Genomic DNA, 25866 nt, shown 5'->3' on the forward strand with positions numbered 1-25866 from the left:
GAAACGCTATGTACGCATTTCGTTCCACCAGAACAAGAGGGGAACTTCAGCAGATTTCTGTTTTTTAATCGCGTGCCGTGCGCGCCAGAACTTCCCCGACTTTTTCCGACAGCTGCTGCACGGAGAACGGTTTGGGCATGAACCAGGCGTTGGGGATGCCGATCTGCTTGCGCAATTGCTCCTCCGCGTAGCCCGACATGAACAGGACCGGCAGGTCCGGTGCGAAGCGGCGAATCTCGCGCGCCATGGCCGGACCATCCAAAGTAGGCATCACCACGTCGGACACCACGAGATCGAAGCGCCCGCCTTCCTGCACTAGCTCCAGCCCTTCCTCGCCATCGCGCGCGCAGGTTACCTGATAGCCTTGCCGGGTGAGTGCGCGCTCGGCAACGATGCGGACTGGATCCTCATCCTCAACCAGCAGGATGGACCCGCCGCCGGCCCATTGCGTGGGGGGTGGTTCGAGCGCGATGGCCGGGCGGTCCGCCGCGCTGCCGGGCGCCACGTGATGAACCGGGAGGTAGACCGTGAAGCGCGCGCCGCGCCCCACTTCGCTTTCGGCGAAAATGAAGCCGCCGGACTGCTTAACGATTCCGTAAACGGTCGAAAGCCCCAACCCGGTGCCCTTGCCCTGCTCCTTGGTGGTGAAGAACGGCTCGAAAATCTTGCCCAGCACTTCGGGCGAGATGCCCCCGCCGCTGTCCTCGACGATGAGTGCGGTATATTCGCCGGCGGGGATGATCTCGGAACGCATCGCCCGAACGTCCGTGGTGGTGACCTTGCGGGTAGCGAGAACCAGCCGCCCGGCGCCGTCCCCGCGCGATTGCATCGCATCGCGCGCGTTCACCGCCAGGTTGACGATCACCTGCTCCAGCTGGGTGGGATCGGCGCGCACGGGGCCAAGATCACGGTCATGGGTGACGACGAGCTGGATCTTTTCGCCGATCAGGCGGCGCAGCATCTGCGACACATCCGCCACCACATCGGGTAACTGAATCACTTCGGGGCGCAAGGTTTGCTGGCGGGAAAAGGCGAGCAGCTGGCGGGTAAGCGATGCGGCGCGGTTGGAGTTGGCGCGGATCTGCTGAATATCGTCATAGTCCGAATCGCCGGGGGTATGGCGCATCAGCATCAGATCGCAGGTGCCCAGAATCGCGGTAAGCACGTTATTGAAATCATGCGCGACGCCGCCCGCCAACTGGCCGACCGCCTGCATCTTGGTGGCCTGCGCCACCTGCCGCTTGAGCCGCAGTTCCTCCGACGTGTCGGTCAGCCCCAGCAGCACCGCGGCATCGCCAAGGCCGCGCACGCCGGCAAGGCTGAGCGACACCGGATTATCGGACTGGCTGGCAAGGCGGATGGCAAGATCGCCGGCGGCGGCAGGCCCTTGCGCAAAGCGGCGGATCGCCTCGGACAAGGCGCGCTTGTCCTCCTTTACCACCAGGTCGGTGGGATACGTCGGCGGTTCGTGGCCTTCGTGGCCGGCCGCGCGCATGAAAGCGGGGTTGGCAAACAGCAGTCGCCCGTCGCGGTCCGCCATCGCCAGGCCCAGCGGCAACTGGCTGAGCAGCGCCTCCAGATGCGGCGCGGAGCCGACACCGCCGCCGCCCGAGCCGATGCCCTGCGCGGCCTCCACCACCAGCATCAGCGAGGGGGTGATCGCCGGGTCCGGATCCTCAACCGAATCGGGGTCCGCCACCGGCACGTGATACAGCACCAAGGGGCCGCCGCGCCCGGCTTCGCGCGCCCAGCCGATCCGTTCGCCTTCTTCCTGGTTGAGCAGACCGATGAAATCGACGCCGGTGAGATCGGAGTGGGCGTTGCCGGTAGCGCGGGCGGCAAAGCCGGAGCTGGCGGCGCGGATGGTGCCGTCAGGATCAACCACGGCGGCCGCAATGCCACCCTTGGCGAGACCGCGTCCCAGCTTGCCGTCAAGCGCGGCGACGACCTCGCCGACGGGATCGCTCGCACCGATGCTGGTGATCCGCCAGATCAGGAAATCGTCGCCCCGGCCCACGCGGCGCACGTCGGCACGCCAATGCGCGCCGTCCTCGTTGGTCATCTCGGCAGTACTGTGGCCATCGCGCCAGGCGCGGCGAGTGGCTTCGGCCAAGCGTTCGGAGGACGGCTGCGTAACCGAAAGGCGCGGCGGTGCGGCGGATGCGCCGAACCAGCTTTCGAACCGGGCGTTGGCGCATGTCAGCCGTCCGGCACGGTCGGTGATGGCGATCGCCATGTCAGGCCGCTCGATCCCGGCAACCGTAACCGACCAGTCCGGTTGGGCGAATTCCACCTCGCCGGCAGGAGCGCGGCGCCGGGCGAGCGCCCATGCCATCGTGCCAAAGACCGCGATCGCCGCAAGAAACACTGCCATCAGCAGCAGATCGCCAGAAACCAGCCATACCAGCAGGACGCTGAGCACCAGCGCGCCGATGACGGCCAGCAGTTCTTTCGACCCCTTCGGTGCGGTACCAGCCAGACCGGCGCGTGCGTTCATGCAGCGGATTCCGGTTCGGGTTGCGGCTCGGCCCGCAAGCGGATGGGCCGCAGTTTACGAGCGCGGTGCTTGTGCCCGATCCACCAGCGCCAAAACCAGGCGGAGAGCAGGTAGCCCAGCGCGGCGCAGACAACGGAGATCACGAACAGTCCTACCAGCAAGGCCGGCGCGGCGTCCGACAGCAGCCAGGCACTCCATTCGCCGATACCCGCGCCGCCTTGATAGAGCATGTTCACGGTCGCCAGGTCCGCGTGGTAGCCCAGCAGGTTGCCCACCCACAGCGAAGCGATCAGGATGAACGGCGTGGTCGCCGGGTTGGACAGGAAAGTCATCGCCGCCGCGATCGGGATGTTGCCGCGGCACGGCACGCACATCAGCGCCGCGCCCACAATCTGGATGCCGGGGATCAGCGCGAAGATGCCCACCAGCAACCCCACCGCCACACCGCGCGGCACCGAGCGGCGGGTGAAGCGGAACAATTCCGGCCGCCGTGCGAACGGGGCGGTGAAGCGATTGGCCTCAAGCTGCGCGTGCGTCGGCATCTGCCGGTGCAGCCAGCGGGACAGGCGATGCAGCAGCGCGCTCATACGAGGATCACCCGTGGTCGCGCATGATGCGGGCCTGGTCCCGCTTCCACTCACGGTCCTTGATGGTGTTGCGCTTGTCCGCCGCGTTCTTGCCTTTGGCCAAAGCCAGTTCCACTTTGGCGCGTCCGCGCGAGTTGAAGTAGATCGACAGCGGCACGAGCGTCATGCCCTTACGCTCCACGGCGCCCTGCAGGCGGGCGATCTCGCGTTCGTGCAGCAGCAGCTTGCGGGGCCGCTTGGGCACGTGATTGAAGCGATTGCCGTGGCTGAACTCGGGCACGTTGGCGTTGACCAGCCAGCATTCGCCGCCGCGAATCTCGGCAAAGGATTCCACAATCGAGCCTTCGCCGAACCGCAGCGATTTCACTTCGGTGCCGGTCAGCGCGATGCCGCACTCGAACTTGTCCTCGATGAAATAGTCGAACCGCGCCTTGCGGTTTTCCGCGACGGTCTTGAACTTGTCGAACAGGGAATTTTGCGGGCGTGCCATGGTAGAGCCATGTAGTCATGCCGCAGGCAAAAGGGAACGCCCGTTTGCTCCGCTTTGCCGCGATCGGTTGCTGCCCCGCCGTCAGACCAGCCCGGCGTGAACCAGCGCAGCGTCCACCGCCGCGCGCGCCTTTTCGCCGCACGGGACCAGCGGCAGGCGCAGTTCATTGGCGATCCAGTCGTTCACCTGGGCCAGCGCATACTTGCACGGGCCCGGCGAGCTGTCCTCGAACATGGCGTAGTGCAGGGGATAGAGCCGGTCGTTCAGCTCGCGCGCCTTTTCCAGATCGTTGGCGGCGCAAGCGGCCTGGAACTGTGCGCACAGCGCCGGCGCGACATTGGCGGTGACCGAAATGCAGCCCACGCCGCCCGCGGCGTTGAACGGCAGCGCCAGTTCATCGTCGCCGCACAATTGCACGAAATCCTTGCCGATGCCCATGCGGTGGTCGGTGACGCGGCTGAGATCGCCGCTGGCGTCCTTGATCGCGATGAAACGCCCCGGATACCGGCGCGCCAGCTCGCACACGGTTTCGGGCAGCAGGTCGGTGACGGTGCGACCCGGCACGTTGTACAGCACGATCGGCAAGTCGCTGTGTTCGGCCAGATACCCGAAGTGGGCAAGCAGGCCGTCCTGGCTGGGCCGGTTATAATACGGGGCGACCAGCAGCGCAGCGGCCGCGCCGCACTTCTTGGAAAAATTCATGTGCAGCAGCGCGTTCATCGTATCGTTGCTGCCGCACCCGGCGATGATCGGCACCCGGCCCGCCGCTTGTTCGATGCAGACTTCGATCACGCGGTGATGTTCCGCGTTCGAAAGGGTCGAGTTTTCCCCCGTGGTGCCGCACGGGACCAGCGCCGAGGAACCCGATTCGATCTGCCAGTCCACCAGCCGCCGGAAGGCCTGCTCGTCGAACGCCCCGTCGCGGAACGGGGTAACAAGCGCGGGAATCGAGCCGGAGAACATGGACTTTACCTCGTAACGATGGTCAATGATCGTCCTGCCGGGGGGATCGCCCCCGTCTCCCGAACGTCACGTTCAGCGCCTGATAAGGAGCCTCCTTCCAAAATGTCCAGCATGTTGCGCACCTCTCACCTTCTGCTGAGCATTTCGTTCGCCCTTATCGCGCCGCCTGCTTTTGCCCAGTATGCCCCGCAATATCCGGCCCAATATCCCGCGACGTACCCCTCCGCCTACCCGCCCGCCTCAGTGCCTTCGGCCAATTCGGACGGGCGTGAATGGGATACGGCGCGCGCGCAGTTGATGCAGACGCACGACATGTCGGTCCACCAGTCAATAGACCGCTGGAAGATGCTGTCCTCGAACGATCGGATGGGCTTTGCGGCCTACACCTCGTTCCTGCTGACCTTCCCGGGCTATCCGCTGCAGGACAAGATCCGGGGCTATGCCGAAAAGGCGCTGTTCACCGAATCGCCCGACGCGAACACGATCGTTGCGTATTTCGACCGGTTCGCGCCGATCTCCAGCGAGGCGACCGGGCGCTATGCGGTGGCGCTGTCCACCCTGCGCCGCGCTGAGGCGACCAGCACCGCCGTCACCGCATGGCGCATGGGCAGCCTGACCCCGCAGGACGAAGCCGCGCTGCTTTCGCTGTATGCTGGTCGCTTCACGTCGGCAGACCACGATGCCCGCATGGACGCGCTGTTGTGGCAGGGCCAAGCGGCGCAGGCCGAGCGCGAGGTGTCGTTCGTGTCCGCCGCCCGCCGCCCGGAATTCATGGAGCGCCTGTCCCTGCTCCAAGGCATGCAGCCGGGTAGCATGGGGCTGGTCCTGCCGCCGCAGGTGTCGTCCGACCCCGGCTACGTTTACAACCGCGCGGTGCAGGCCCGTCGCTCCGGTAACCTGTCCGGCGAAATCGCGCTGCTCGCCAACCGGCCGCCGCTGTCGCGACCGGTCCTGCAGCCCGAGTTGTGGGTGCGCGAACTGCTTAACGCGGCCAAGGGCGCAGACGCCGCCAACGCGGTGCGCATCGCCAGTTCGATCGACGATGCCTTCGCGCCGGGTACCGACGTCAGCCGCCAGTCCTTCCGCCTGCGCGATGATTACACCACGCTGGTATGGCTGGGCGGCACCAAGGCGCTGTGGTCGATGGGAGACGCGCGCCGCGCCGCGCCGCTGTTCTATCGCTACGGGGCGGCGGCGCAAACGCCGGGCACCCGCTCCAAGGGCTTTTACTGGGCGGGCCGCGCCTCGGTGATCGGTGGCGACATGGCCGGCGCCAACCGCTATTTCGAGATGGCCGCGCAGTATCCGCAGTATTTCTACGGCCAGCTTTCGCTCGAACGGCTGGGCCGCCCGATCCCCAACCTCGACACCCGCCCGCTGGCCGTACCCAGCGAGGCCGAGCGCACCTCGTTCGCCAGCCTGCCGATCACCCGCGCCGTGCGCGATGTGGCCCGCGATGCGGACTGGCGCACCGGGGTGCAGTTCTACCGCGAGATTTCCGATCAGGCGCAGACCGTGCAAGACTATGTTTTGGTGGCCGATCTGGCGCGCCAGATCGGACGGCGCGACCTTGCCGTCATCATGGGGCAAAGCGCGCATGCCGGCGGGTTCGACCAGTTCGGCAGGATCGCCTTCCCGCTGGTCCCCGCCCCGCCGGGCACGGACTGGAAAATGGTCCATGCGCTGGCCCGGCAGGAAAGCCAGTTCGCGCAGAACGCGATCAGCTCCGCCGGCGCGCGTGGCCTGATGCAGCTGATGCCCGCCACCGCGCGCGAACAGGCCGGAAAGCTTGGCCTTGCCTATGACGAAAGCCGGCTGCTGTCCGATCCCGCCTACAACCTGATGCTGGGCGATGCCTATTTCCAGCGCGTGAAGGACTATTTCGGGGGCGCCCTGCCGCTGGCAATCGCGGCTTACAATGCAGGCGCCGGCAATGTGAACAAATGGCTGCGCGCCAACGGCGACCCGCGCCTTGGCACCGTGGACTGGATCGACTGGATGGAACAGATCCCCTTTTACGAGACCAAGAACTACGTCCAGCGCGTCATGGAAAACGCGGTCGTCTACGAATCGATGTACCCGGACAAGTCGGACTACACCGGGTCCAACAAGCTCAGCCGCCTCATGCCGGGCAAGCGCGCGCCAGGGTGATCGGCTGACGGTGGCGGGGAAAAACCGCCCGCCATCTGGCCCAACCGGCAGCGCGTCTGTAAAGGCTGGGCGATGAACCCACCCGGCCCACCGATCACTCCCGCTGGCATGGCCGCCCTGCGAGCGCGCTACGATCACCTGCTGGGCACCGAACGGCCCGCCATCGTCGAGATCGTATCGTGGGCGGCAGGCAACGGCGACCGGTCGGAAAACGGCGATTATCTGTATGGCCGCAAGCGCATGCGCGAGATCGACCGGGAATTGTCCTACCTCGCCCGCCGCATGAAGGCGCTGCGCGTTGTCGATCCGTCTGCGCAAGGCGAGCGCGACAAGGTGTTCTTCGGCGCCCAGGTCGAACTTGTCGACGAGAACGATGCGCGCATCTATGTCACCATCGTCGGCGATGACGAGCAGGACGCCTCGGCGGGCCGCATCGGATGGAGTGCGCCGATCGCGCGGGCGCTCAGGGGCGCTGGCGTGGGAGATCTGCGCGCGGTTCGCCTGCCCTCGGGCGAAAAGGAATGGGAAGTCGTGTCGGTTACCTACCCGTCATGATCGAAGTCTCGCTCGATGCGTTCGCGTTCCTGCTGGCCGTGGCGTTCATGGCCGGCGGTATCGATGCGATGGCCGGCGGCGGCGGATTGCTGACGATCCCGGCGCTGCTCGCCTGTGGCGTTCCGCCGGTCTCCGCATTGGCGACGAACAAGCTGCAAAGCGCGTGCGGCACTGGGTCGGCGTTCGTCACGTTCCTGCGCGCCGGCAAGATCGACCTGAAAGCCTTGGCCTTGCCCGCTCTCGGGGCGTTTCTGGGGTCGCTGGCCGGGGGCACTGTGGTGCAGTTCGTCGATTCCTCGTTCTTGGCCGCCTTCGTGCCGGTGCTGCTGATCGCGATGGGCCTGTATTACCTGCTCGCCCCGCCGATGAGCGATATCGACCGCCACGCCCGGCTGGACCGCATCGGGCTGACGCTGCTGGCAATCGGCATCGGGTTCTACGACGGATTTTTCGGGCCGGGCACAGGATCGTTCTTCACCACCGCGCTGGTGGCGCTGGGCGGCTTCGGACTGGTGCGCGCGATCGCGGCCACCAAGTTCCTGAACTTTGCCACCAACCTGTCCGCGCTGATCGCACTGATCGTGGGCGGCCACATGCTGTGGGTGCTGGGCGCCGGAATGGCGGTGGCCAATGTCGCGGGCAACCAGGTCGGCGCGCGGCTCGCCATCCGCCACGGCGGCAAAGGCGTAAGGCCGCTGCTGGTGATCGTGTCCTTCGCGCTGACCGTGAAGCTGCTGTCCGATCCCAAGAATCCGCTGTGGCACTGGCTGTGAAAAGCCGGCCGCGGTTCCTGATCGCCGCCGCTATGGGAGCGATGCTGGCCCCGCCCGCCCACGCCCGTGAAAGCCTGGGCCTGTATGGCACGTGGGGCGCGTTTCGCGATCCGCTGGTGCCGCGCTGCTATGCCATCGCCATGGCCGATCCGAACGCGATGCGGCGCGAGTATCAGCCGTTCGCGGCCATCGGCATCTGGCCTCGGCGCGGCGCGCGCGGTCAGGTCCATTTCCGCCTGTCCCGCGCTGTCGCGCCGGGCACGCCGATCACCTTGCGCATCGGCAGCCAGCGGATCGTGCTGACCGGCGGCGGCGGCGATGCCTGGCCCAAGGACGAGCGCGACAACGCCGCGATCACCGCCGCCATGCGCTCTGCCCCAGCGATGACGGTCTACGCACGCGATACCCGCCGCCGTCCGTTCTTCAGCACCTGGACACTTGCCGGTGCGGCGTCCGCCATGGATGCCGCATTGATCGGCTGCGCGCGACCGCGCTGAAAAACTGCCACACGCGGGCATCTTCCGTTTTGGGCCGCGATGCCGTATATCGGACCCGATCATGTCAGACACGAACATCACGCTCGACGGGGCGGACGCGGTTTCCACCGCTGCCGGCCTCATGCCGATCCCCGGCCATATCGACCCGCTGACGGTGCCACGCCCTTCCCTCGTCGAAGGCGTCACCCCGCGCGAGGATGGCCGCATCGACCTGCTCGGGCTACCCAAAAAGCGCATCGCCGAACTGTTCGAAACCGCCGGGCTGGATGCCAAGGCCGCGAAGCTGCGCGCCAAGCAGGTTTACCATTGGCTGTATCATCGCGGCGTGATCGGCTTCGACGCGATGACCGACATCGCCAAGACGATGCGCCCGTGGCTGGCGCAGCGCTATGTGGTGGGCCGGCCTGAAATCGTGGAGGCGCAGCATTCCAGCGACGGCACGCGCAAGTGGCTGCTGCGCACCGCCGACGCCCACGATTTCGAGATGGTGTTCATCCCCGACGCCGATCGCGGGACCTTGTGTGTGTCCTCGCAGGTGGGCTGCACGCTCAATTGCCGGTTCTGTCACACCGGCACGATGCGACTGGTGCGCAACCTTACCGTGGGCGAAATCGTGGGCCAGGTGATGCTGGCGCGCGACGCGCTGGGCGAGTGGCCCAAGACCGCCGAGGACAGCCGCCGCCTCGCCGCCGCTGCTGACCTCGATGAGGATGACGATGACGCAAATGGAGGCGATTATACGCCGGACGGGCGCCTGCTGACCAATATCGTGATGATGGGCATGGGCGAGCCGCTGTATAACTTCGACAACGTGCGCGATGCGCTGAAACTGGTGATGGACGGCGACGGACTGGCGCTGTCCAAGCGACGCATCACCTTGTCCACCTCCGGCGTGATTCCGCAGATGGCGCGGTGCGGCGAGGAGATCGGCGTGAACCTGGCCGTCTCTCTGCACGCGGTGACCAAGGACGTGCGCGACGAGATCGTGCCGGTGAACAAGAAGTACGGGATCGAAGACCTGCTGCAGGCGTGTGCCGATTACCCCGGCGCCAGCAACGCACGGCGCATCACCTTTGAATACGTGATGCTCAAGGACAAGAACGACAGCGACGCCGATGCGCGCGAGCTGGTCCGGCTGCTGCGCAAGTACGATCTGCCCGCCAAGGTCAACCTGATCCCGTTCAACCCGTGGCCCGGCGCGCCGTACGAATGTTCGTCGCCCGAGCGAATCAGAACCTTTTCCAACATCATATTCGAAGGCGGCATCTCCGCGCCGGTGCGCACCCCGCGCGGGCGCGACATCGATGCAGCCTGCGGGCAGTTGAAGACGGCGGCGGAAAAGAAAAGCCGCGCCGAGATCGACAGGCTGCTGGCGGAAAAGGAAGCCGCGCTGGGCTAAGGGGGCGAAACGTGCGGCAGCAATGGCCCGACGTTCAGCCTGTGGCGCCGTGGCCGGTCAGAGCCGCAACCAGTTCCCGGACCTTCTTCTGCCGCCATTGGGGCAGCGGCGCGACCAGCCAGTAACCCCGGCGTGACGGTTCGGGATCGCCAGTCACCATACCTTTGGTCGCTGCGCCTGCCAGCAGCAACGCCGGGATATGCGCGCGCCCGATGCCCGCCAGCGCGGCGGCCATCGCCTGCCCGGCATCGCTCACCATGATCGCGGGCTTGGCGCTTTCTTCCGCACCGGCGGCATTGTCGGGATAAGGATCGCCTGGCCAGCCGATCCAGTCCCCGCTGCCCACTTCCACCCACTCAGCTGCGCCCAGCGCGATGCCTTCCAGATCGCCCGGCCCGTCCGTCCAGCGTACGGCAAGGTCGAGGTTGGCTTCGGTGAAGTCGGTCATCTCTCCGTCCACCAGCACGTACTGAACTTGCGGGTTCGCGGCCCGGAACGCGGCAAGACGCGGCGCCAGCCAGGCGGCGAAAAATTCGCGCGGGGCGGCGATCGTGTAAACGTGGCTGGATTGGCCCGCCTGCATCGCCTGCACCGCATCCTCGAAATGGAGGAACCCGGTGCGCAGCGCGGCGAGGCCCGATCCGGCCTCCTCGGTCAGTTCCAGGCCCTTGCTGGTGCGGCGAAACAGCACGACACCCAGCAGGTCCTCCAGCGCTCGGATCTGCTGGCCCACGGCGGCCGGTGTTACCGCCAGTTCATCCGCCGCGCGGGTAAACGAAAGGTGGCGCGCCGCAGCGTCGAACACGCGCAAGGCGTTAAGGGGCAGATGGGTGCGCTTCATGGCGCGTTCCTAAGCGTGTGAACGGCGCAGGGCAATATCAACGGGGGCGCGCAAGTAAGCGCCCGCGCGTTCAGCCAGCAGTTGCCGGAGCGGCCAAGGGGAAAAACGGAATATCGGCCTGGAAGGCGCGTTCGCCTTCGTCCCGGAAGATGTAATGCCCTTCCATCGAGCCTTGCGCCGTCGACAACGGGCAACCCGACACATAGTCATGGCTCTGGCCGGGCTTCAGCACCGGTTGTTCGCCCACCACGCCTTCACCCTCGATCACATCGACACGGCCGGTGGCATCGGTGATGCGCCAGTGCCGCGTCATGAGTTGCAAGGTGCGCTCGGTCCCGTTCTCGATCCGGATGTGATACACCCAGAACCACTTGCCCGCCTCGATCCGCGATTGCTCAGGCAGAAAGTTCACGGCCACGCGGACCGTAAGGCCATCGGTTATGGCGGTATGCTGGAACAGTTCCTTCATGACACTACCCAACCTAACGACGATTCAAGCCGGCGACAACCATGTTGCACGCACCGCGATGGCCAAGTGATGAACGGTCACAAGCCCGCTTTTGAAAGGGCCTGGTCGATGTCCTCGATCAGATCGTCGATGTCTTCCAGACCGACGTTCAACCGCAGCATCCCCTCGCCAATGCCCATCGCCTCGCGCGCTTCGGCACCCATGTTGTGGTGCGTGGACGAAGCGGGATGGCACATCAGTGATCGCGAATCGCCAATGTTGTTGGAAATATCGACCAGTTGCAGCGCGTCGAGCAGAGCATGGGCCTGCGCCCGCCCGCCATCCAGCACGAAGCTGAAGATCGGCCCGCACGCATCCATCTGTTTCATCGCCAGCGCCTGCTGGGGATGACTGTCGAGCCAGGGGTGCAGCATGCGCGGCACCCGGCCTTCGATGAAATTGCCCAGTGCCAGCGCGTTCTGGCTCTGCTTGCGGGCGCGCAAGTCCAGGGTCTCCAGCCCCTTGAGCACGACCCACGCGTTGAACGGCGACAGGTTGGGGCCGGTGTTGCGCTGGAACGGCAGCAGCACGTCTTTGATGAACGCTTCAGACCCGCAGACAGCGCCGGCCAGAACCCGGCCCTGCCCGTCCATCAGCTTGGTGGCGGAATAGGCCACCACGTCGATGCCGAATTCCATCGGGCGCTGCAGCGCGGGCGAACAGAACGCATTGTCTACCACGGTGGTGATGCCGTGGGCCTTGGCCAACTGCGCGATGGCGGCAAGGTCGGCGATGTCCATCGTCGGGTTCGCGGGCGTTTCAAAGAAGAACACCTTGGTGTTCGGGCGGATCGCCGCTTCCCATTCAGCAAGGTTGCCGGCGTCCACTACACTTACCTCCACCCCAAAGCGGGGCAATAGGTGATCGCCCAACCAGCGGCACGATCCGAAGGCGGCACGCGCGGTAACCAGATGATCGCCGGCGGACAGCTGGCACAGCAGCGCCGCGGTCATCGCCGCCATGCCGGAGGCCTGCGTACGGCACGCGTCCGCCCCTTCGAGCAGGGCGATGCGTTCCTCCAGCATCGCCACCGTGGGGTTCTGCAGACGCGAATACGTCATCCCGTCGTCCTCGCCCGCAAAGCGCGCGGCAACGGTGGCGGCATCGTCGTAAGAATAGCCGGAGGTGAGGAACAGCGCCTCGCTGGTTTCACCCATCTCCGAACGCCAGGTGCCGCCGCGGATCGCGCGGGTGGCGGGGCGCCAGTTGCGGGTCTGGGTGCGGTCCTGTCCGGTGGTGCGTTTCATGGCCACAGCCTCTATAAGCGCGCATCCCCAAGCGCAAGCGCCGCCCGTGCGGTTCCCCGCTTGCCCAAAGGCGCGAACGCCCCTATCCCGCCGCTCCGATGCGCCCGCTTGCCAGACACAATCGCGATCCTTTGGGATGGTCCATCGTTCTGGCGCTGGCGTTCGAGGCGCTGGTGCTGTGGCGGCTCACCCTGCCCACCCGCTACTACTTTGATGAAGTGCATTACGTGCCCGCAGCGCTCAAGCTGCTGCAACTGATCCCGGCCAACCGCGAACATCCGCTGTTCGGCAAGGAAGTGATCGCCGCCTTCATCCGCCTGCTGGGAGACCGTCCTCTGGGCTGGCGGCTGGGTCCGGCGCTGTTCGGCGGCCTTGGCCTGTTCGCGTTCTCGCGCCTGGTCTGGCACGTGACCCAGCGCCGCCGCGTGGCAATCTTCGCCACGGTATTGCTGGCCACCAACTTCATGTGGTTCGTGCAAAGCCGCATTGCCATGCTGGACATGGTCGAGGCCGGGATGTGCATGACCGGGCTGTGGCAGTTCTTCGCCGCCCTGCATGCCCGGCGTACGGGCTTCGCGCGACTGCATCTTGTTGCCAGCGGCCTGGCGATGGGGCTGGCGCTGGGCGCAAAGTGGAGCTGCGCGCCGGCCCTCGTCATGCCGGGGCTGGTGTTCCTGATCCTGCGTGTGCGTGAAACCGGCGCGGTTTTCATCGGACGGCGCGGGGCCGGGCCGATCAAGGGCATCAGCCTGGTCGAAGCGGCGCTGTGGCTGGGCGTGTTTCCGATCGCGGTCTACTGGGCCACGTATCTGCCGGCCATGTTCTACGCCACCCGAACGCTATCCCCGCTGGACTTCATCGGGCAGCACGAACTGATGGTCCACCTGCAGGACAGCGTCAAAAAGTTCCACCCGTACAAGACGGTTTGGTACCAGTGGGCGCTGGACTGGCGGGGCATCTGGTACCTGTTCGACAATGTGGATGGCGCCCAGCGCGGCGTGATCCTCATCGGCAATCCGGTGGCGATGATCGCGGGCCTGTTCGCGCTGGGGTGGAGCGTGTGGGCCATCCCTGTGCGCAAACGGTGGGACGCGCTGTTCTTCGCCGTATTGTACGTCACCTGCCTTGGCATGTGGATCGTCAACGGCAAGCCGGTGCAGTTCTTCTACCACTACCTGCTGCCCGGCGCATTCCTGATGGCGGTGCTGGCGATGCTAGTCGACGCGCTGTGGGACCGGCGCGATCGCTGGCGGCTGGTGGCACGCGGTGTGATGATCGCATCGGTCGCGATGTTCGTACTGTTCTACCCGATCATTTCCGGGTGGCCGCTGCCGTTCAAGAACGCCTACAACTTCTGGATGTGGCTGCCCAGCTGGCGGTGAAACCGGCCGTGGCGGGACGCGATGCCGGCAGCCCGCATCAGTACTTGCCCCATACGAACTTCGACGACAGCGCGAAATTCCACACCGAACCCAGCACGATGCCGGTGACCACGGCGATGGCGCTGTGCACGCCGATGGTTTTCAGCACGGCAGCCGAGCCCACGTTGGTCAAAAGACCCAGCGAGCAGGTGACCGCAAACTGCGCCCAGCCGCGCATCACCGGTCCGAAGCCGCGCAGGCGCTTGTCGGAATACGTAAGCTCGTTGTTCAGCACGAAATTGAAGGTCATCGCCACCAGCGCCGCCAGAGTGTTGGCGATGTTGAACGTGGCGCTTTCAGACCAGTTGCCCATCACGAAACGCTCGCCAATCACCAGATGGAGCATCACCCACAAGGCAGCCAACTGCACCAGCACGCCCATCGCACCCACCGTGCCGAACAGCGCGAAGCGGGTGGGGATGATCCGCCCCAGCCACTTGTCGTAAAGTCCTACAAGAAATTCAAACACGACGGTCTGGTCCAGCTTGCTTTCGCCCTCGGCACGAGCGGCGAAGTTCAGGGGAAATTCCTTGACGCGCAGCGGGGTATCCACCGTCGCCAGAATGTCCAAGAGAATCTTGAAGCCCACGCCGGAAAGGCGGTGTGCGTCGGCCCGCAGGGTCTGCGTGCGCAGCATGAAAAAGCCGCTCATCGGGTCGGACAATTCCACCCCGGTGACCTTGTTGGCGATGCGGTTGGCAAAGCCGGACGCCTTTACCCGGTCTGGCCGGCCCCACGCCTCGGTGCTGGCCCCTTCGGCAAAGCGCGAGGCATAAGCCAGGTCGTAGGCTCCGGAGGTGATCGCCTGCAGCATTCCCGGCAGGAGCGCGGGATCATGCTGGTGATCGGCATCCATGACCGCCACGACCGGCGCAGCCGTGGCGCACATGCCCTCGATCGCGGCGCTGGCAAGCCCGCGCCGGCCGATCCGCTGGATGCACCGCACGCGGGGGTCCTGCAACGACAGCCGCCGCGCCTCGTCACCGGTGCCGTCTGGGCTGTTGTCGTCAACATAGATCGCTTCCCACACGATGCCTTCGAGCGCCTTGTCCAGCCGCTCGACCATCGTCGCGATATTCTTGCGCTCGTTGTACGTGGGCAGGACAACCGCAAGCTCAAGCGGCCTGCCTTTCGGCAAGACCGACCATGATGCCTGCGCCTCTTGCCCCATGTCGGAACTGCTAATGTTCATGCGCCCCGGTTCTACGTCGTAAAGATCAAGATACGGTTATCGTCGATGCCCCACCTTAAAGGCGGGCGAGCACCGCGTCACCGATTTCCTTCGTCCCGGCACTACCGCCCAGATCGCCGCCCTTGACGCCATCGGCCAGCGCCGCAGCGACTGCCGCCTCGATCCGCGCCGCCTGGGCTTCCAACCCGAAGGAATGGCGCAGCAGCATGGCGGCCGAAAGGATCGTCGCCATCGGATTGGCGATACCCTTGCCGGCAATATCCGGCGCGGACCCGTGGATCGGCTCGTACAGCCCGAGCGTACCATCGGCCAGGCTGGCCGAGGCAAGCAGCCCGATCGAACCCACGCACATGCTGGCCTGGTCGGACAGGATATCGCCAAACAAGTTGCCGGTAACGATCACGTCAAACGCGCCGGGGTTCTTCACCAGCTGCATCGCGGCGTTGTCCACATACATGTGAGTCAATTCGACATCGGGATAATCCTTGGACACCGCGATCACCACGTCGCGCCACAGCTGCGATGTTTCCAGCACGTTGGCCTTGTCCACCGAGCACAACTTGCCGGACCGGCCCTGCGCCGCCTTGAACCCGACATGGGCGATGCGGCGCACTTCGTCCTCGGCGTAGGACATCATGTCCCACCCCTGACGCTGTCCATCCGCGAGCGTGCGGGTGCCTTTTTCGCCGAAATAAACATCGCCGTTGAGTTCGCGCACGATCAGCAGGTCGATCTTGCCCGATACTTCCGGGCGCAGCGTGGATAAGTCCTCAAGGCCCTTGAACACTGTGGCGGGGCGCAAGTTGGCGAACAGCCCCAGCTCCTTGCGCAGGCCCAGCACCGCCTGCTCGGGCCGCAGCGCGCGTTCCAGGTGATCGAGTGTGAAATCGCCGACCGCGCCAAACAGGATCGCATCGACGGAGCGGGCGATGTCCAGCGTGACGGGAGGCAGCGGATGGCCGTGCTTGCGATACGCCGCGCCGCCCACGTCGCCTTCGATCAGTTCAAGCCCCGCGATCTCCAGGGCGTCGAGAACCCGCACCGCTTGCTCCGTAACTTCGGGGCCGATCCCGTCTCCCGCAAAAACCGCGATGCGCATACGTGTGTTCCCTAGCTGCCGATCCGCCCCAGCCGCTCTCGCAACAGGACGCGCGACGCCATAACGTCTCTTCGGCGATCGGCAAGCGGGTAGCGGGCCAATTCGCGCCCAATGGCATCGAAGGTGTCGAGAACCGCGCCCCAGTCCTCGCCCGGCAGCGGGCGAACCGGCACGCCGTACCCCAGGTCGCGTAGCACCAGGACCTCGTAGCGCAGCAGGCCCACCGCCCAGCCCCGCGCGGACGGCGCTACGCAGATCGCATCCAGCAACGCAGACAGCGCCGCGAAGACCGCCGGGAACGCTTGTCGTTCGGGAAGCACGGATGCCGCCAGCGCCGTCGTCCAGGCAATGGCGGCGGCGGGCAGCGGCTCGCTGAGCCACGGAGCCCGGCTGCGGGTCAATTCGATGCGGGCGAAGGGCAGTTGCAAATCGGACCTGGCCCTGATGTCCGTGTCCACCGCATTGCCGGGAATAAGGACTGGCCGAAGCTGGCGCCCCCTGCCTCCGGCGACATACGCGGCGACCAAACCGTGATCCGCTGTCAGCAGGCGGGCAATGACGGCGGTTTCACCGTGCGCAAAAGCGGCACAGACGATGGCGGGCGCGCGAAAGTTCATCGCGTGCCGGTGTGCAGCCCAACGGCGTCAGTTGCAAATTTCGGAGGTTGGCGCGGCAGGATCGTCGGCATTGTCAGCCGCATCGTGTTCGTCCTGCTTGTCCTTGGTGATGAGCGGATTTTCGCCCCGCCCCATCGTCCAGTTGCGGCCCAACCGGACGGAATGGTTGGGCGCACACCAGATTTCGCCCGACCCGTCGAGCGCGGTGACCCAGATGAGATTATGTTCCTGCCCGTAATCGATCATACCGATGGCATAGCCATCACCTTTGCCGATAACATGGAGCGGAATAGTGGGATTGAGCTGCGTGAACATTGCGTGCTTTCTTTGGCGCTGCAACGCTCAATGCGCCGGCGCACCCGGCGTTCCCACTGGTCCTCAGAGGTTAGTCTGCTTCGCTTCGAGCGCAGCAATGCGGGCCTTGAGAGTTTCATTCTCAGCGCGCGCGGTGGCGGCCATTTCCTTCACAGCCTCGAACTCCTCGCGGCTGACGAAGTCCATGTCGCCGAAGAATTCCTTGAACCGTTCGCGCGCGCCGTCTCGCGCTTCGCGGCCAACGCCCGCAAGCGTGCCGGCGGCGCTGTTCATCAGCTTGACGAAATCGGCGATGATGGGGTTTTCGCTTTGCATGGCGTGTAGATGGAGCGCCCGCGTTCGCCGCGCAAGAGGGTTTAGATGTCGAAGCGCTCCACCGCGCCGGAACGCTGCACGCCGTCCATGGCGGGGTTGGCTTCCAGAAAGGCGAAGTTGAGATACATCGCGAAGGCGAGCCAGAGCAGATACGGGACCATCAGCAGGCCCGCGACGGGGCGAATGCGGGCAAAGAGCATCGCCGTGACGGTGGCGGCCAGCAGCAGCACCGCGATCAGGATCAGCGCCACGGTCATCAGGTGAGCCGCGAAAAACACCGGCGACCAGGCAAGGTTGAGCGCCAGCTGTACCACGAAAGCGATGACGGCGGTGCCCCGCCCCCGAGCACCGCGCGCCGACAAGATCAGCGCCAGGGCAACGCCGAGCATCACGTACAGGATCGTCCACACGATGCCGAAGGCGGCGGGCGGCGGATACGCAGCCGGCTTGATCAGTTCATCGAACCAGACATTGCCCGGCCCGCTTTGCGCGACCATGCCGGACGCAAAGCCCAGCACCAGAACGAGGGGAACGCAAACAAGCAGCCAGCGTAACAGACTGGCTCGCAACTGGCCCGGCGAGGCAAGCAGGTTCATTGTAGGCGCAACGCTCCCGAATCAGGAATTTACCTTTACGTGGCGCGGTTTGTGGAGCGCCTCGGCCCGCTGCGCAATCGTTAGGACGCGCCCTGCATGCCGCGATGTGCCGAAACGAGAAATTCTACGTTGCCTTCCGGCCCGGTGATGGGGCTTTCCACGATGCCCTGGACGGTCCATCCGGCGCCTTCCAGCCAGTCACTCACCTCGCCACAGACCCGCTCATGCAATGCAGGATCGCGCACGACGCCGCCTTTGCCCACTTCTCCGCGCCCGACCTCGAACTGCGGCTTGATCAGCGCCACCACGCGGCAAACGGGTGCGGCGAGCCGCAGCGGCACCTCCAGCACTTTGGCAAGGCCAATGAAGCTGGCATCGCACACCACCCAGTTGCACGCGGCGTCAATCTGATCGCGCGTCAGCACCCGCGCGCTGGTCTGTTCCAGCACCGTCACACGCGGATCGGTGCGCAGTTTCCACGCCAGCTGGTTGGTGCCCGAATCGACCGCGTAGACGTGCCGCGCGCCGCCCGTAAGCAACACGTCGGTAAAGCCGCCGGTGGAACTGCCGATGTCCATCGCCACCGCATCCGTCGGGTCCAGCCCGAAATGTGCGATCGCATGGGCCAGCTTGATGCCGCCGCGCGACACCCACGGATGATCGCGCCCGCGCACGTCGAGCGGGGCATCGCCGCGCACGCTTTGCCCCGGCTTGGCGATCTTGGTTTCGCCGGAAAACACCAGCCCGGCCAACACCAGCGCCTGCGCCCGGGTGCGGCTTTCCACCAGCCCGCGATCGACCAGCAACTGATCGACGCGCACCTTGGCGGGCTTCTTTTCGACGGAACGGGGCGGGAAAGGGTCGGTCATGCTCGCTTGCGGGGTTGAGATAGGGTGCGCCTCATTCCATACCATGGTCATGAAGGCAAATTCGCGCGATCGCGCCCGCTCGCCGCTTACCGGCATTTTCCCTCTGCTCGTGCTCGCGGCAACCCTGGCCGGTTGCGTGCCCGCGCCAAGCCCGGCCCCTGCCCCGCCGCGACAGACCACCGCCGCGCCTCCCCCACGGCCTGGCCCTGTCCAGCCGCCGGCGATGGCGCCGCTCTCCAACGACTGGCGCGACGCGGCGATAACGCCGGGCACGTGGACGTACGGCCCCGGCCCGTTCGCCTCGTTCGGCAATGGCCTGCTGACCTTGCAGTGTGACGCGGGCAGGCAGGCCATCGTTTTGACGGCAGGGGGCGGAGCCGCAAACGGACAGGTCGCAGTCACCCTGACCACGGCCGCCACGGTGCGTTCGGTGCCGGGCTTTACCGGCCCATCGGGCCTTGTGGTCACCATCCCCGCACGCGATCCGCTGCTGGACGCGATGGCGTTCAGCCGTGGGCGCTTCGCGATAGCCTCCGCTGGCCGGCCCACGCTTTACGTGCCCAGTTGGACCGAAGTATCGCGGGTAATCGAGGATTGCCGCTGAGGGGCGGCAAGCCGTGGCTTGATCTGCGGGCCGCAACGCATACAGCTACGCAATGGAAACCCGCCCAACCCGGCCCCGCGATGGCGAACCCACCATTGAGGATGTGGCCGCCGCAGCGGGTGTTTCGATCCGCACCGTATCGCGCGTGCTAAACCGTTCGCCCAAGGTGAACGCCAATACCCGCGCGCGCATCGAGACGACTATCGCCGCGCTGCATTTCCGGCCCAGCACGCGGGCGCGGGCGCTGGCGATGGGCCGGTCCTTCCTAATCGGGCTGGTGCATAATGATCGCAATGCGCTGGTACTCGATTCCATTCAGCGCGGCATCGTCGCGCTCACGTCAACACGTGGGTACGAACTGGTCGTTCACCCCACGCCACTGGAACGCGATGCCGCCATCGCCGACGTGCTGGCCTTCGTGGACCGCTCGCGGGTGGACGGGCTGATCGTGCTGCCGCCGATCTCCGATCTTGCCGGCCTCGCCGATGCGCTCGCCACCGTGCAGGTGCCAGCCGTTGCGCTCTCGTCGATCCCGACGACCGGCTTCGATGGCGTTGTGGTGAGCCCCGAGCGGGAGGCAGGCGCACAAGTGGCCCGCTACCTGATTGTGCGGGGCCATCGCCGGCTCGGCATCGTCAACGGCCCGCTGTCGGTCGCCTCGGCGCGCGAACGGCGCGAAGGGTTCTGCGATGAAGCCCGCCGGTGCGAAGACGCAACGATTGCGGAGGCCCGCGGCGACTATGGCTTTGCCTCGGGCGTGGAGGGTGCGCAGGCGCTGCTGGCCTCGCCGCCGCACCCCACAGCCATCTTCGCCGCGAACGACATCATGGCCGCAGGCGTGCTGAAAGCAGCCGCCGAACGCGGCATCGCGGTGCCCGCCGCGCTCTCCGTGATAGGGTTCGACGGCAGCCCGCTCACCCGCATGCTGACCCCGGCGCTCACATCGGTGCTGCGGCCGTTTGCCGACATGGCCGGCGCAGCCGCCAGCCAGTTGATCGCCCGGATCGAGGGGGGCGATGATGTGCCGCCGTTCCATCCGGTGCTGGAGATCGTGGAAGGCGGGTCCACCGGACCGGCGCCCCCTTAACAGGGCAGGTCAGGCGGGCAGCGGCTCCAACCGTCCTGCCTCCAGCGCCGCAAGGCCACTGGCAACAGCGCGCACGAACTGCGCGTTTTCGCCCAGATCGCCGAAGATGTCGCGCATCGCCAGGATCTGCTGCCAGTCCTTGGCGCGCGGCAGCAGGCGATCGGAAAGCGGATCGGTGAGCGGCAGGTTGTCCCGCTCCGCTTTCTCCAAGAAGCGCAGCCACGCAGCGATCGGCACCGCCAGCCGGTCTATCGGACGGCCCGCCGCCATCGCGTCACGCACGGTTCCCAGCAGGCGATACGGCAGCTTTTGCGATCCGTCCCAAGCGATCTGGGACAGCAGATGCCGGATCGCCGGATTGGTGAAACGCCCCAAGACGGCGGAAATGTAGCCCGGCAGGTCAAGCCCGGGCGGGGCGTTGACCGAGGGTGCGATGTCCTCACGCATCAGCCGTTCGATGAACGCTGCCAGGTCGCGATGGGTCATCGCCTCTGCGACGGTTTCCAGCCCCAGCCCCAACCCGATGTACGCCAGCGCGGAATGGGCGCCGTTCAGCAAGCGCAGCTTGGCGGTTTCGAACGGGCGTACGTCGGTGGTGAACGTCACGCCTGCAATTTCGAGGGTGGGGCGTTCGCCGGCGAAGCGGTCCTCGATCACCCATTGCATGAACTGTTCACGCTGGATCGGCCAGGCATCCTCCAGACCGGTTTCGGCCAGGATGCGGGCGCGCAGGGCATCGTCGGTGGCCGGCGTGATCGAGTCGACCATGGCATTGGGGAAAGTGGTGGTATCAGCGATCCAGCGCGCCGTTTCGGGGTCGATTGCCTGGGCGAAGGCGATAGTGGCCGCTTCCAGCTTGCGGCCGTTGTCGGTCACGTTGTCGCACGACAGCACGGTGACGCCATGATGGCCCGCCCGCCGTCGTGCCTGCAGGCCCCGCACGAGCCAGCCCACGAAAGACCCCGGCGTCCAATCGCCTTGCTGCGAAGCGTCAAGATCGGCGCGAATGGCCGGATGCGCGAAATCGAGGCCACCGTCCGCGCCCAGCGTGTAGCCCTTTTCCGTCACCGTCGCGCTGATGATGCGGGTATCGGCACGGGCGAGCGCGGCCTTGATGGCGGCTGGATCGTCGCGCGTCAGCACCGTGCCGATCGCGCCGATCACACGATACTCGGTTTGCGCGTCCAGCAGCGCCAGCGTGTATAGCCCATCCTGCGGCGCCAGCGCATCGGCAACGCCGCGCGAATTGAGGCTGACGCCGGTGATGCCCCAGCGCGGGTCCTGGGCCAGCAGCATATCGAACGACGCCCCCTGATGCGCGCGGTGAAACGCGCCGGGCCCGAAGTGCACGACGCCGGGTTTGACCGCCGCGCGATCGTATTGCGGACGCGCGACCTGCGCGGGAAGGGAACCCAGGGTGGATTGCGAAAGGCGGGTCATGCCGGCACCGCTTCACGAACCGGGGCTTGCAGACCGTAGGCCTTGCGCACCAGCCCCACGGTAAGTTCGTGCGCCAGTTCGGCAGCCTCCCAATCGGCAAGGCGGTGTTCCGCCACAAGACGGGCCAGGAACCCGCAGTCGATCCGCCGGGCCACATCGTGGCGGGCGGGGATCGACAGGAACGCGCGGGTATCGTCGTTGAACCCGACGGTGTTGTAAAAGCCCGCGGTTTCGGTGGTCATCTCGCGGAATCGGCGCATGCCTTCCGGGCTATCGTGGAACCACCATGCCGGTCCCAGCCGCAAGCAGGGATAGTGCCCGGCCAAGGGCGCGAGTTCGCGCGCGTAGGTGGTCTCGTCCAGCGTGAACAGGATCACGGTAAGGTCCGGCTCGTTGCCGAACAGGTCCAGCATCGGGCGCAGCGCTTCCACATATTCGGTGCCGCGCGGAATGTCGGCCCCTTTGTCGCGCCCGTGGCTGGCGAACAGCCGGGCGTTGTGGTTGCGCGTGGCGCCGGGATGGATCTGCATGGTCATGCCATCCTCCAGGCTCATGCGGGCCATTTCCGTCAGCATCTGGGCGCGGAACAGTTCCGCCTCGTCCGCGCTCGCCTTGCCGCCCATCACTTTGCCGAACAGCGCCTCGCATTCGACGCGTGACAGATTGGCGGTGCGCGGCGTGAGAAAGCCGTGATCGGTCGCCGTGGCGCCCAAGGCGCGGAAATCGGCGCGGCGCTTGCGGTGCGCGGCCAGATAGCCGTGCCACGTGCTCACATCCTCGCCAGACAGCTGCGCGAAACGGGCCATGTCGCGGCTGAAGGAATCGTGTTCTGGATCGATCACCGAATCAGGCCGGTAGGTGGTCACCACCCTGCCCGACCAGCCGGACGTCTGGATCGCCTTGTGGTGCGCCAGATCATCGGCCGCGCCTTCGGTGGTTGCCAGCAGTTCGATGTTGAAGCGTTCGAAAAGCGCGCGCGGCCGAAACGCCGGGGTCGCCAGAGCCGCGCCGATGGCATCGTAGATATGGTCCGCAGAGCCGGCGTCCAGCGCCACGTCGATGCCGAATACTTCCGAAAACACGTGGTTCAGCCACATGCTGGACGGGGTGCCGCGAAACAGGTGCCAGTTCGCCGCGAACGTCCGCCATGCATCGCGCGGGTCGGTATCGGGGAACACCCCGCCGCTGCGCGGCACCGCCAGCGCATCAAGGTCGATCCCTTGCGAATACAGCATCCGGAACAGATAATGGTCCGGCGCCAGCAGCAGTTCAGTGGCGTTCGACCACGGCGCGTTGGTTGCGAACCATTCCGGGTCTGTGTGACCGTGCGGGCTGACGATCGGCAATCCGGCCACCTGCGCATACAATTCACGCGCGATTGCGCGGGTTGTCGGGTCGGCCGGAAACAGACGATCGGGGTGCAGCGAAAGCTTGGGCATTACGGGGCAACTCCTTGGCGCTGCGCCCGGTTACTAAGTTGTGCCAGCGCTGGCAATGTCATATTTCCGCGCGGTGCTTGCAATGCGCGGCCCTCGGCGCGAAAGCCGCAGGGTACGTAGCGCAAGAGGTGTCGTGATGGCCGAGATCGATGCTTTCGACGAAAAGATCATCGCGGTTCTGGCAGTGGACGGGCGCATCACGATGACGGACCTGGCGCGGCAGGTCGGCTTGTCGAAAACGCCGTGCCAGGTTCGGGTGCGCAAATTGATTGACGCCGGTGTGATCGGCGGGTTTCGCGCCGTGATCAACCATGCCAGTCTGGGCCTCGATCACATCGCGTTCGTGGAAGTGAAGTTGTCCGACACGCGCGAACAGGCGCTCGATGCCTTCAACAAGGCGGCTATCGCCATCACCCAGGTGGAGGCATGCCACATGATCGCGGGCAGTTACGATTACCTGCTCAAGATCCGGTCGCGCGATATCAAGGACTTTCGCCAGACGCTGGGCGAAAGCATTTCCGTGCTGCCCAATGTCGCCAGCACCTCAACGTTCGTGGCGATGCAGACGATCAAGGAATGATAGCGCAACTCAGGCGCTGAGACGGCGCTTGCCGTGATCCGCGTTCCAGCTCTTCACCCAGCCGCGCACGTCATCATAGGGCATCGGGCGGCAGATCCCATAGCCCTGCCCGCAGATGCAGCCCATCGCCACCAGCATCGCCTGCGTCTCGGGATCTTCCACGCCCTCCGCCACCAGCGGGATACCCAGGCTTTCGCACAGCACCACGAGCGAGGTGACAAGTGACTGATCGAACCGACTTTCCGTGAAACGTGAGATGTAGGACCGGTCGATCTTGATCTCGCTCACCGCAAACTCGCGCAAATACCCGAACGAGGTGAAGCCGGCGCCGAAATCGTCGATGGACAGGGAAATCTGGTGGTCGTGAAGTTGCTCGATCACCCTTTTCGCTTGCGAGGGGTGCGCGATCAGCGCCGTTTCGGTCAGTTCCAGCACCACGCGCGCGGGATCGACTCGGTAGCGGGCAATCGCCTCGACCACCCGGCCCACGAAGCCGGGCCGTTCCAGCATCCGCGCCGATACGTTGATGGCGATCCCCGCGCCGTCCACCACATGCTGCAGGCGGGCGAACTGCTCCAACACGACATCGAGGCTGAGGTAGGTGAAGTCTTCCAGCAGATGCGACTGCTCGACCGTTTCGATCAGGGCATCCGCGGGCACCGGTCCGGTCTTGGGATGCGTCCAGCGCACCAGGGCCTCGAAGCCCAGCACCTTGCCGCTGCGCATGTCGACTTTGGGTTGCCAATGCCAGTCGAATGCGCGGTGTTGCAACGCGTCCTCAATGTCATGCAGCAGGCTGCGCTCGTTCTGCGGCGCTGCCAGGCGGCGTTCGCGCCCTTCGGCGAAGGCGACCTTTTCCAGGCCGCGCTTGGCCTGGTACATCGCCTCGTCGGCAGCGTGCAGCAGCGCATCGGGATCGTAGCCCAGTTGCGGACACAGGGCGATGCCCAGGGATGCGCCGGCATAGAGCAGCCGGCCATCGTAAACGATCGGCTGCTCGATAAGCTCGGTCAGCTTGAGCGCGACGGCGAGCGCGGAATCCTTCCCGTCCACATTCTGCAGCAGCACGGCAAATTCATCACCGCCCAGACGCGCGGTCGTGTCCACTTCGCGCAGATGCTCGCGAAGGCGCCGCCCGATCGTCACCAGGACGGCATCGCCGGCGGCATGGCCAAGGCTGTCGTTGATCTCCTTGAACCGATCAAGGTCGATCATCACCACCGCGAACGGATCGCCGCTGCGCCGTGCCCGCGCGCAGGACTGGCTCAGACGATCGGCAAACAGCGTGCGGTTGGGCAAGTCTGTCAGTGGATCGTGCAGCGAGCGGTGCGTGAGTTCTTCCTCCGCACGGCGCAGTTCCTGGCGGTATTTGCGCCATGCCATCCCTTCTTCCACCGAAGCGGCGACCCGTTCGGGAGACAGCGTGCGCTTGGTCAGGAATTCGGTCATGCCGGACTTGATGGAATCGGCGGCGACTTGCTGGTCCGCGTTGCCGGTGACCGCCACGATCGGGCAATCCGGATCAATCTCCGCCCGGATTTCGGGCAGCAGGTCGCGCCCGTCTCCGTCCTTCAGTCCGAAATCCAGGAACACGATGTCGTAATGGGCATCGGGCTGGCGGATCATGCCCAGCGCCTGCGCATGAGAGGCGGCCTGCTCGAACGTGATGTTGCGCGGGCCCCGCCGCAACATGCGCATCAGCTTTTCGCGATCTACGTCGTCGTCATCCACGATCAGGGCGTGAATATCGCGGGTGCCGTTATGCAGGTGGTCCATGATGACAA

Annotated in this window: 26 protein-coding genes; 9 read left to right on the forward strand and 17 right to left on the reverse strand. The window is 65.7% G+C overall.

Translation table 11 applies throughout. The features are described from left to right. Positions 1–64 precede the first annotated feature (64 nt). From ASE49_RS10525 to dapA, 4 genes are all read right to left on the reverse strand, one after another. The gene (locus tag ASE49_RS10525; protein WP_056771623.1) at positions 65–2497 is read right to left on the reverse strand and encodes a hybrid sensor histidine kinase/response regulator; all 2433 of its coding nucleotides are present in this window, start codon (positions 2495–2497) and stop codon (positions 65–67) included. Further along, entirely contained in the window at positions 2494–3084 is a 591-nt protein-coding gene (locus ASE49_RS10530) for a DUF2062 domain-containing protein (RefSeq protein ID WP_082456401.1), read from the reverse strand. The genes ASE49_RS10525 and ASE49_RS10530 overlap by 4 nt, the downstream gene beginning before the upstream one ends. A gap of 7 nt (positions 3085–3091) precedes the next feature. Continuing rightward, positions 3092–3574: an SsrA-binding protein SmpB gene (smpB, locus tag ASE49_RS10535; RefSeq protein ID WP_056771628.1), complete on the reverse strand. Its 483-nt coding sequence runs from the start codon at positions 3572–3574 to the stop codon at positions 3092–3094. An 81-nt stretch (positions 3575–3655) separates the two neighbouring features. Further along, positions 3656–4537 (reverse strand): 4-hydroxy-tetrahydrodipicolinate synthase, encoded by an 882-nt coding sequence (gene dapA / locus ASE49_RS10540; RefSeq protein ID WP_056771630.1) that lies wholly within the window; start codon positions 4535–4537, stop codon positions 3656–3658. Positions 4538–4639: 102 nt separating this feature from the next. Here dapA and ASE49_RS10545 point away from each other — a divergent pair, with 102 nt between their 5' ends. The 5 genes from ASE49_RS10545 (at position 4640) to rlmN (ending at position 9912) form a co-directional block, all read left to right on the forward strand. Then, complete coding sequence (locus ASE49_RS10545; protein WP_056771635.1) at positions 4640–6688, forward strand: lytic transglycosylase domain-containing protein; 2049 nt, start codon at positions 4640–4642, stop codon at positions 6686–6688. Positions 6689–6760: 72 nt separating this feature from the next. Continuing rightward, positions 6761–7243 carry a transcription elongation factor GreB gene (gene greB, locus ASE49_RS10550; protein ID WP_056771637.1) on the forward strand — a complete coding sequence of 161 codons (483 nt, stop codon included), beginning with the start codon at positions 6761–6763 and terminating at the stop codon, positions 7241–7243. Next, a complete protein-coding gene (locus ASE49_RS10555) occupies positions 7210–8016 on the forward strand; it encodes a TSUP family transporter (RefSeq protein ID WP_235522937.1) in 807 nt (268 codons plus the stop codon). Before greB ends, ASE49_RS10555 begins: the two co-directional genes overlap by 34 nt. 32 nt (positions 8017–8048) lie before the next feature. Continuing rightward, a complete protein-coding gene (locus ASE49_RS10560; RefSeq protein ID WP_056772369.1) occupies positions 8049–8513 on the forward strand; it encodes a hypothetical protein in 465 nt (154 codons plus the stop codon). 61 nt (positions 8514–8574) lie between these two features. Further along, positions 8575–9912 carry a 23S rRNA (adenine(2503)-C(2))-methyltransferase RlmN gene (gene rlmN / locus ASE49_RS10565; RefSeq protein WP_056771645.1) on the forward strand — a complete coding sequence of 446 codons (1338 nt, stop codon included), beginning with the start codon at positions 8575–8577 and terminating at the stop codon, positions 9910–9912. A gap of 34 nt (positions 9913–9946) precedes the next feature. Here rlmN and ASE49_RS10570 read toward each other — a convergent pair whose 3' ends face one another. From ASE49_RS10570 to ASE49_RS10580, 3 genes are all read right to left on the reverse strand, one after another. Then, positions 9947–10753, reverse strand: coding sequence for a LysR family transcriptional regulator (locus ASE49_RS10570; protein WP_056771649.1), 807 nt, complete (start codon positions 10751–10753; stop codon positions 9947–9949). A gap of 70 nt (positions 10754–10823) precedes the next feature. Further along, entirely contained in the window at positions 10824–11222 is a 399-nt protein-coding gene (gene apaG / locus ASE49_RS10575) for a Co2+/Mg2+ efflux protein ApaG (protein WP_056771652.1), read from the reverse strand. Between the two features lie 77 nt (positions 11223–11299). Continuing rightward, positions 11300–12508, reverse strand: coding sequence for a trans-sulfuration enzyme family protein (locus ASE49_RS10580; RefSeq protein WP_056771656.1), 1209 nt, complete (start codon positions 12506–12508; stop codon positions 11300–11302). A 131-nt stretch (positions 12509–12639) separates the two neighbouring features. Between ASE49_RS10580 and ASE49_RS10585 the strand changes: the two genes are divergently transcribed. Then, positions 12640–13890: a phospholipid carrier-dependent glycosyltransferase gene (locus ASE49_RS10585; RefSeq protein ID WP_235522938.1), complete on the forward strand. Its 1251-nt coding sequence runs from the start codon at positions 12640–12642 to the stop codon at positions 13888–13890. 37 nt (positions 13891–13927) lie between these two features. On the opposite strand, the gene ASE49_RS10590 is transcribed toward ASE49_RS10585, so the two are convergent. The 7 genes from ASE49_RS10590 to ASE49_RS10620 all read right to left on the reverse strand — a co-directional run bounded on the left by ASE49_RS10590 (position 13928) and on the right by ASE49_RS10620 (position 18932). Then, positions 13928–15121, reverse strand: a complete 1194-nt coding sequence (locus ASE49_RS10590) for a glycosyltransferase (protein WP_056771663.1) — start codon at positions 15119–15121, stop codon at positions 13928–13930. A 55-nt stretch (positions 15122–15176) separates the two neighbouring features. Next, entirely contained in the window at positions 15177–16220 is a 1044-nt protein-coding gene (leuB, locus tag ASE49_RS10595; protein ID WP_056771667.1) for a 3-isopropylmalate dehydrogenase, read from the reverse strand. A gap of 11 nt (positions 16221–16231) precedes the next feature. Next, on the reverse strand, positions 16232–16837 hold the full coding sequence (recO, locus tag ASE49_RS10600; protein WP_056771670.1) for a DNA repair protein RecO: 606 nt from the start codon (positions 16835–16837) through the stop codon (positions 16232–16234). 27 nt (positions 16838–16864) lie between these two features. Further along, entirely contained in the window at positions 16865–17152 is a 288-nt protein-coding gene (locus ASE49_RS10605) for a hypothetical protein (RefSeq protein ID WP_056771673.1), read from the reverse strand. 63 nt (positions 17153–17215) lie between these two features. Beyond that, positions 17216–17467, reverse strand: a complete 252-nt coding sequence (locus tag ASE49_RS10610; RefSeq protein ID WP_056771678.1) for an accessory factor UbiK family protein — start codon at positions 17465–17467, stop codon at positions 17216–17218. Between the two features lie 41 nt (positions 17468–17508). Further along, entirely contained in the window at positions 17509–18063 is a 555-nt protein-coding gene (locus ASE49_RS10615; RefSeq protein ID WP_056771681.1) for a TspO/MBR family protein, read from the reverse strand. A gap of 80 nt (positions 18064–18143) precedes the next feature. Beyond that, complete coding sequence (locus ASE49_RS10620; RefSeq protein WP_056771684.1) at positions 18144–18932, reverse strand: TlyA family RNA methyltransferase; 789 nt, start codon at positions 18930–18932, stop codon at positions 18144–18146. Positions 18933–18981: 49 nt separating this feature from the next. Between ASE49_RS10620 and ASE49_RS10625 the strand changes: the two genes are divergently transcribed. Both ASE49_RS10625 and ASE49_RS10630 read left to right on the forward strand, forming a co-directional pair. Beyond that, positions 18982–19536: a hypothetical protein gene (locus tag ASE49_RS10625; protein ID WP_056771686.1), complete on the forward strand. Its 555-nt coding sequence runs from the start codon at positions 18982–18984 to the stop codon at positions 19534–19536. Positions 19537–19588: 52 nt separating this feature from the next. After that, the gene (locus tag ASE49_RS10630) at positions 19589–20623 is read left to right on the forward strand and encodes a LacI family DNA-binding transcriptional regulator (protein ID WP_056771689.1); all 1035 of its coding nucleotides are present in this window, start codon (positions 19589–19591) and stop codon (positions 20621–20623) included. A 9-nt stretch (positions 20624–20632) separates the two neighbouring features. Here ASE49_RS10630 and ASE49_RS10635 read toward each other — a convergent pair whose 3' ends face one another. After that, positions 20633–22063 carry a mannitol dehydrogenase family protein gene (locus ASE49_RS10635; RefSeq protein WP_056771693.1) on the reverse strand — a complete coding sequence of 477 codons (1431 nt, stop codon included), beginning with the start codon at positions 22061–22063 and terminating at the stop codon, positions 20633–20635. Next, entirely contained in the window at positions 22060–23502 is a 1443-nt protein-coding gene (gene uxaC, locus ASE49_RS10640) for a glucuronate isomerase (RefSeq protein ID WP_056771696.1), read from the reverse strand. Before uxaC ends, ASE49_RS10635 begins: the two co-directional genes overlap by 4 nt. Positions 23503–23638: 136 nt before the next feature. On the opposite strand from uxaC, the gene ASE49_RS10645 reads away from it, so the two are divergent. Next, entirely contained in the window at positions 23639–24082 is a 444-nt protein-coding gene (locus ASE49_RS10645) for an Lrp/AsnC family transcriptional regulator (RefSeq protein ID WP_056771700.1), read from the forward strand. 9 nt (positions 24083–24091) lie between these two features. On the opposite strand, the gene ASE49_RS10650 is transcribed toward ASE49_RS10645, so the two are convergent. Then, entirely contained in the window at positions 24092–25858 is a 1767-nt protein-coding gene (locus tag ASE49_RS10650; protein WP_056771703.1) for a putative bifunctional diguanylate cyclase/phosphodiesterase, read from the reverse strand. Positions 25859–25866: the final 8 nt, after the last annotated feature.

This window comes from Novosphingobium sp. Leaf2 (genome assembly GCF_001421325.1).
In the GTDB taxonomy this organism is placed as follows: domain Bacteria; phylum Pseudomonadota; class Alphaproteobacteria; order Sphingomonadales; family Sphingomonadaceae; genus Novosphingobium.

Excerpts from the sequence above, each read along its gene's own strand:
- ASE49_RS10650 (WP_056771703.1), bottom strand. The coding sequence starts at position 25,858 with ATGGACCACCTGCATAACGGCACCCGCGATATTCACGCCCTGATCGTG.
- ASE49_RS10615 (WP_056771681.1), bottom strand. The coding sequence starts at position 18,063 with ATGAACCTGCTTGCCTCGCCGGGCCAGTTGCGAGCCAGTCTGTTACGC.
- ASE49_RS10645 (WP_056771700.1), top strand. The coding sequence starts at position 23,639 with ATGGCCGAGATCGATGCTTTCGACGAAAAGATCATCGCGGTTCTGGCA.
- ASE49_RS10620 (WP_056771684.1), bottom strand. The coding sequence starts at position 18,932 with ATGACCGACCCTTTCCCGCCCCGTTCCGTCGAAAAGAAGCCCGCCAAG.
- recO (WP_056771670.1), bottom strand. The coding sequence starts at position 16,837 with ATGAACTTTCGCGCGCCCGCCATCGTCTGTGCCGCTTTTGCGCACGGT.
- ASE49_RS10610 (WP_056771678.1), bottom strand. The coding sequence starts at position 17,467 with ATGCAAAGCGAAAACCCCATCATCGCCGATTTCGTCAAGCTGATGAAC.
- ASE49_RS10590 (WP_056771663.1), bottom strand. The coding sequence starts at position 15,121 with ATGAACATTAGCAGTTCCGACATGGGGCAAGAGGCGCAGGCATCATGG.
- uxaC (WP_056771696.1), bottom strand. The coding sequence starts at position 23,502 with ATGCCCAAGCTTTCGCTGCACCCCGATCGTCTGTTTCCGGCCGACCCG.
- leuB (WP_056771667.1), bottom strand. The coding sequence starts at position 16,220 with ATGCGCATCGCGGTTTTTGCGGGAGACGGGATCGGCCCCGAAGTTACG.
- apaG (WP_056771652.1), bottom strand. The coding sequence starts at position 11,222 with ATGAAGGAACTGTTCCAGCATACCGCCATAACCGATGGCCTTACGGTC.
- ASE49_RS10545 (WP_056771635.1), top strand. The coding sequence starts at position 4,640 with ATGTCCAGCATGTTGCGCACCTCTCACCTTCTGCTGAGCATTTCGTTC.
- ASE49_RS10605 (WP_056771673.1), bottom strand. The coding sequence starts at position 17,152 with ATGTTCACGCAGCTCAATCCCACTATTCCGCTCCATGTTATCGGCAAA.
- ASE49_RS10560 (WP_056772369.1), top strand. The coding sequence starts at position 8,049 with ATGGGAGCGATGCTGGCCCCGCCCGCCCACGCCCGTGAAAGCCTGGGC.
- ASE49_RS10625 (WP_056771686.1), top strand. The coding sequence starts at position 18,982 with ATGAAGGCAAATTCGCGCGATCGCGCCCGCTCGCCGCTTACCGGCATT.
- ASE49_RS10530 (WP_082456401.1), bottom strand. The coding sequence starts at position 3,084 with ATGAGCGCGCTGCTGCATCGCCTGTCCCGCTGGCTGCACCGGCAGATG.
- ASE49_RS10630 (WP_056771689.1), top strand. The coding sequence starts at position 19,589 with ATGGAAACCCGCCCAACCCGGCCCCGCGATGGCGAACCCACCATTGAG.
- ASE49_RS10570 (WP_056771649.1), bottom strand. The coding sequence starts at position 10,753 with ATGAAGCGCACCCATCTGCCCCTTAACGCCTTGCGCGTGTTCGACGCT.
- ASE49_RS10525 (WP_056771623.1), bottom strand. The coding sequence starts at position 2,497 with ATGAACGCACGCGCCGGTCTGGCTGGTACCGCACCGAAGGGGTCGAAA.
- dapA (WP_056771630.1), bottom strand. The coding sequence starts at position 4,537 with ATGTTCTCCGGCTCGATTCCCGCGCTTGTTACCCCGTTCCGCGACGGG.
- ASE49_RS10555 (WP_235522937.1), top strand. The coding sequence starts at position 7,210 with ATGGGAAGTCGTGTCGGTTACCTACCCGTCATGATCGAAGTCTCGCTC.
- greB (WP_056771637.1), top strand. The coding sequence starts at position 6,761 with ATGAACCCACCCGGCCCACCGATCACTCCCGCTGGCATGGCCGCCCTG.
- smpB (WP_056771628.1), bottom strand. The coding sequence starts at position 3,574 with ATGGCACGCCCGCAAAATTCCCTGTTCGACAAGTTCAAGACCGTCGCG.
- rlmN (WP_056771645.1), top strand. The coding sequence starts at position 8,575 with ATGTCAGACACGAACATCACGCTCGACGGGGCGGACGCGGTTTCCACC.
- ASE49_RS10580 (WP_056771656.1), bottom strand. The coding sequence starts at position 12,508 with ATGAAACGCACCACCGGACAGGACCGCACCCAGACCCGCAACTGGCGC.
- ASE49_RS10635 (WP_056771693.1), bottom strand. The coding sequence starts at position 22,063 with ATGACCCGCCTTTCGCAATCCACCCTGGGTTCCCTTCCCGCGCAGGTC.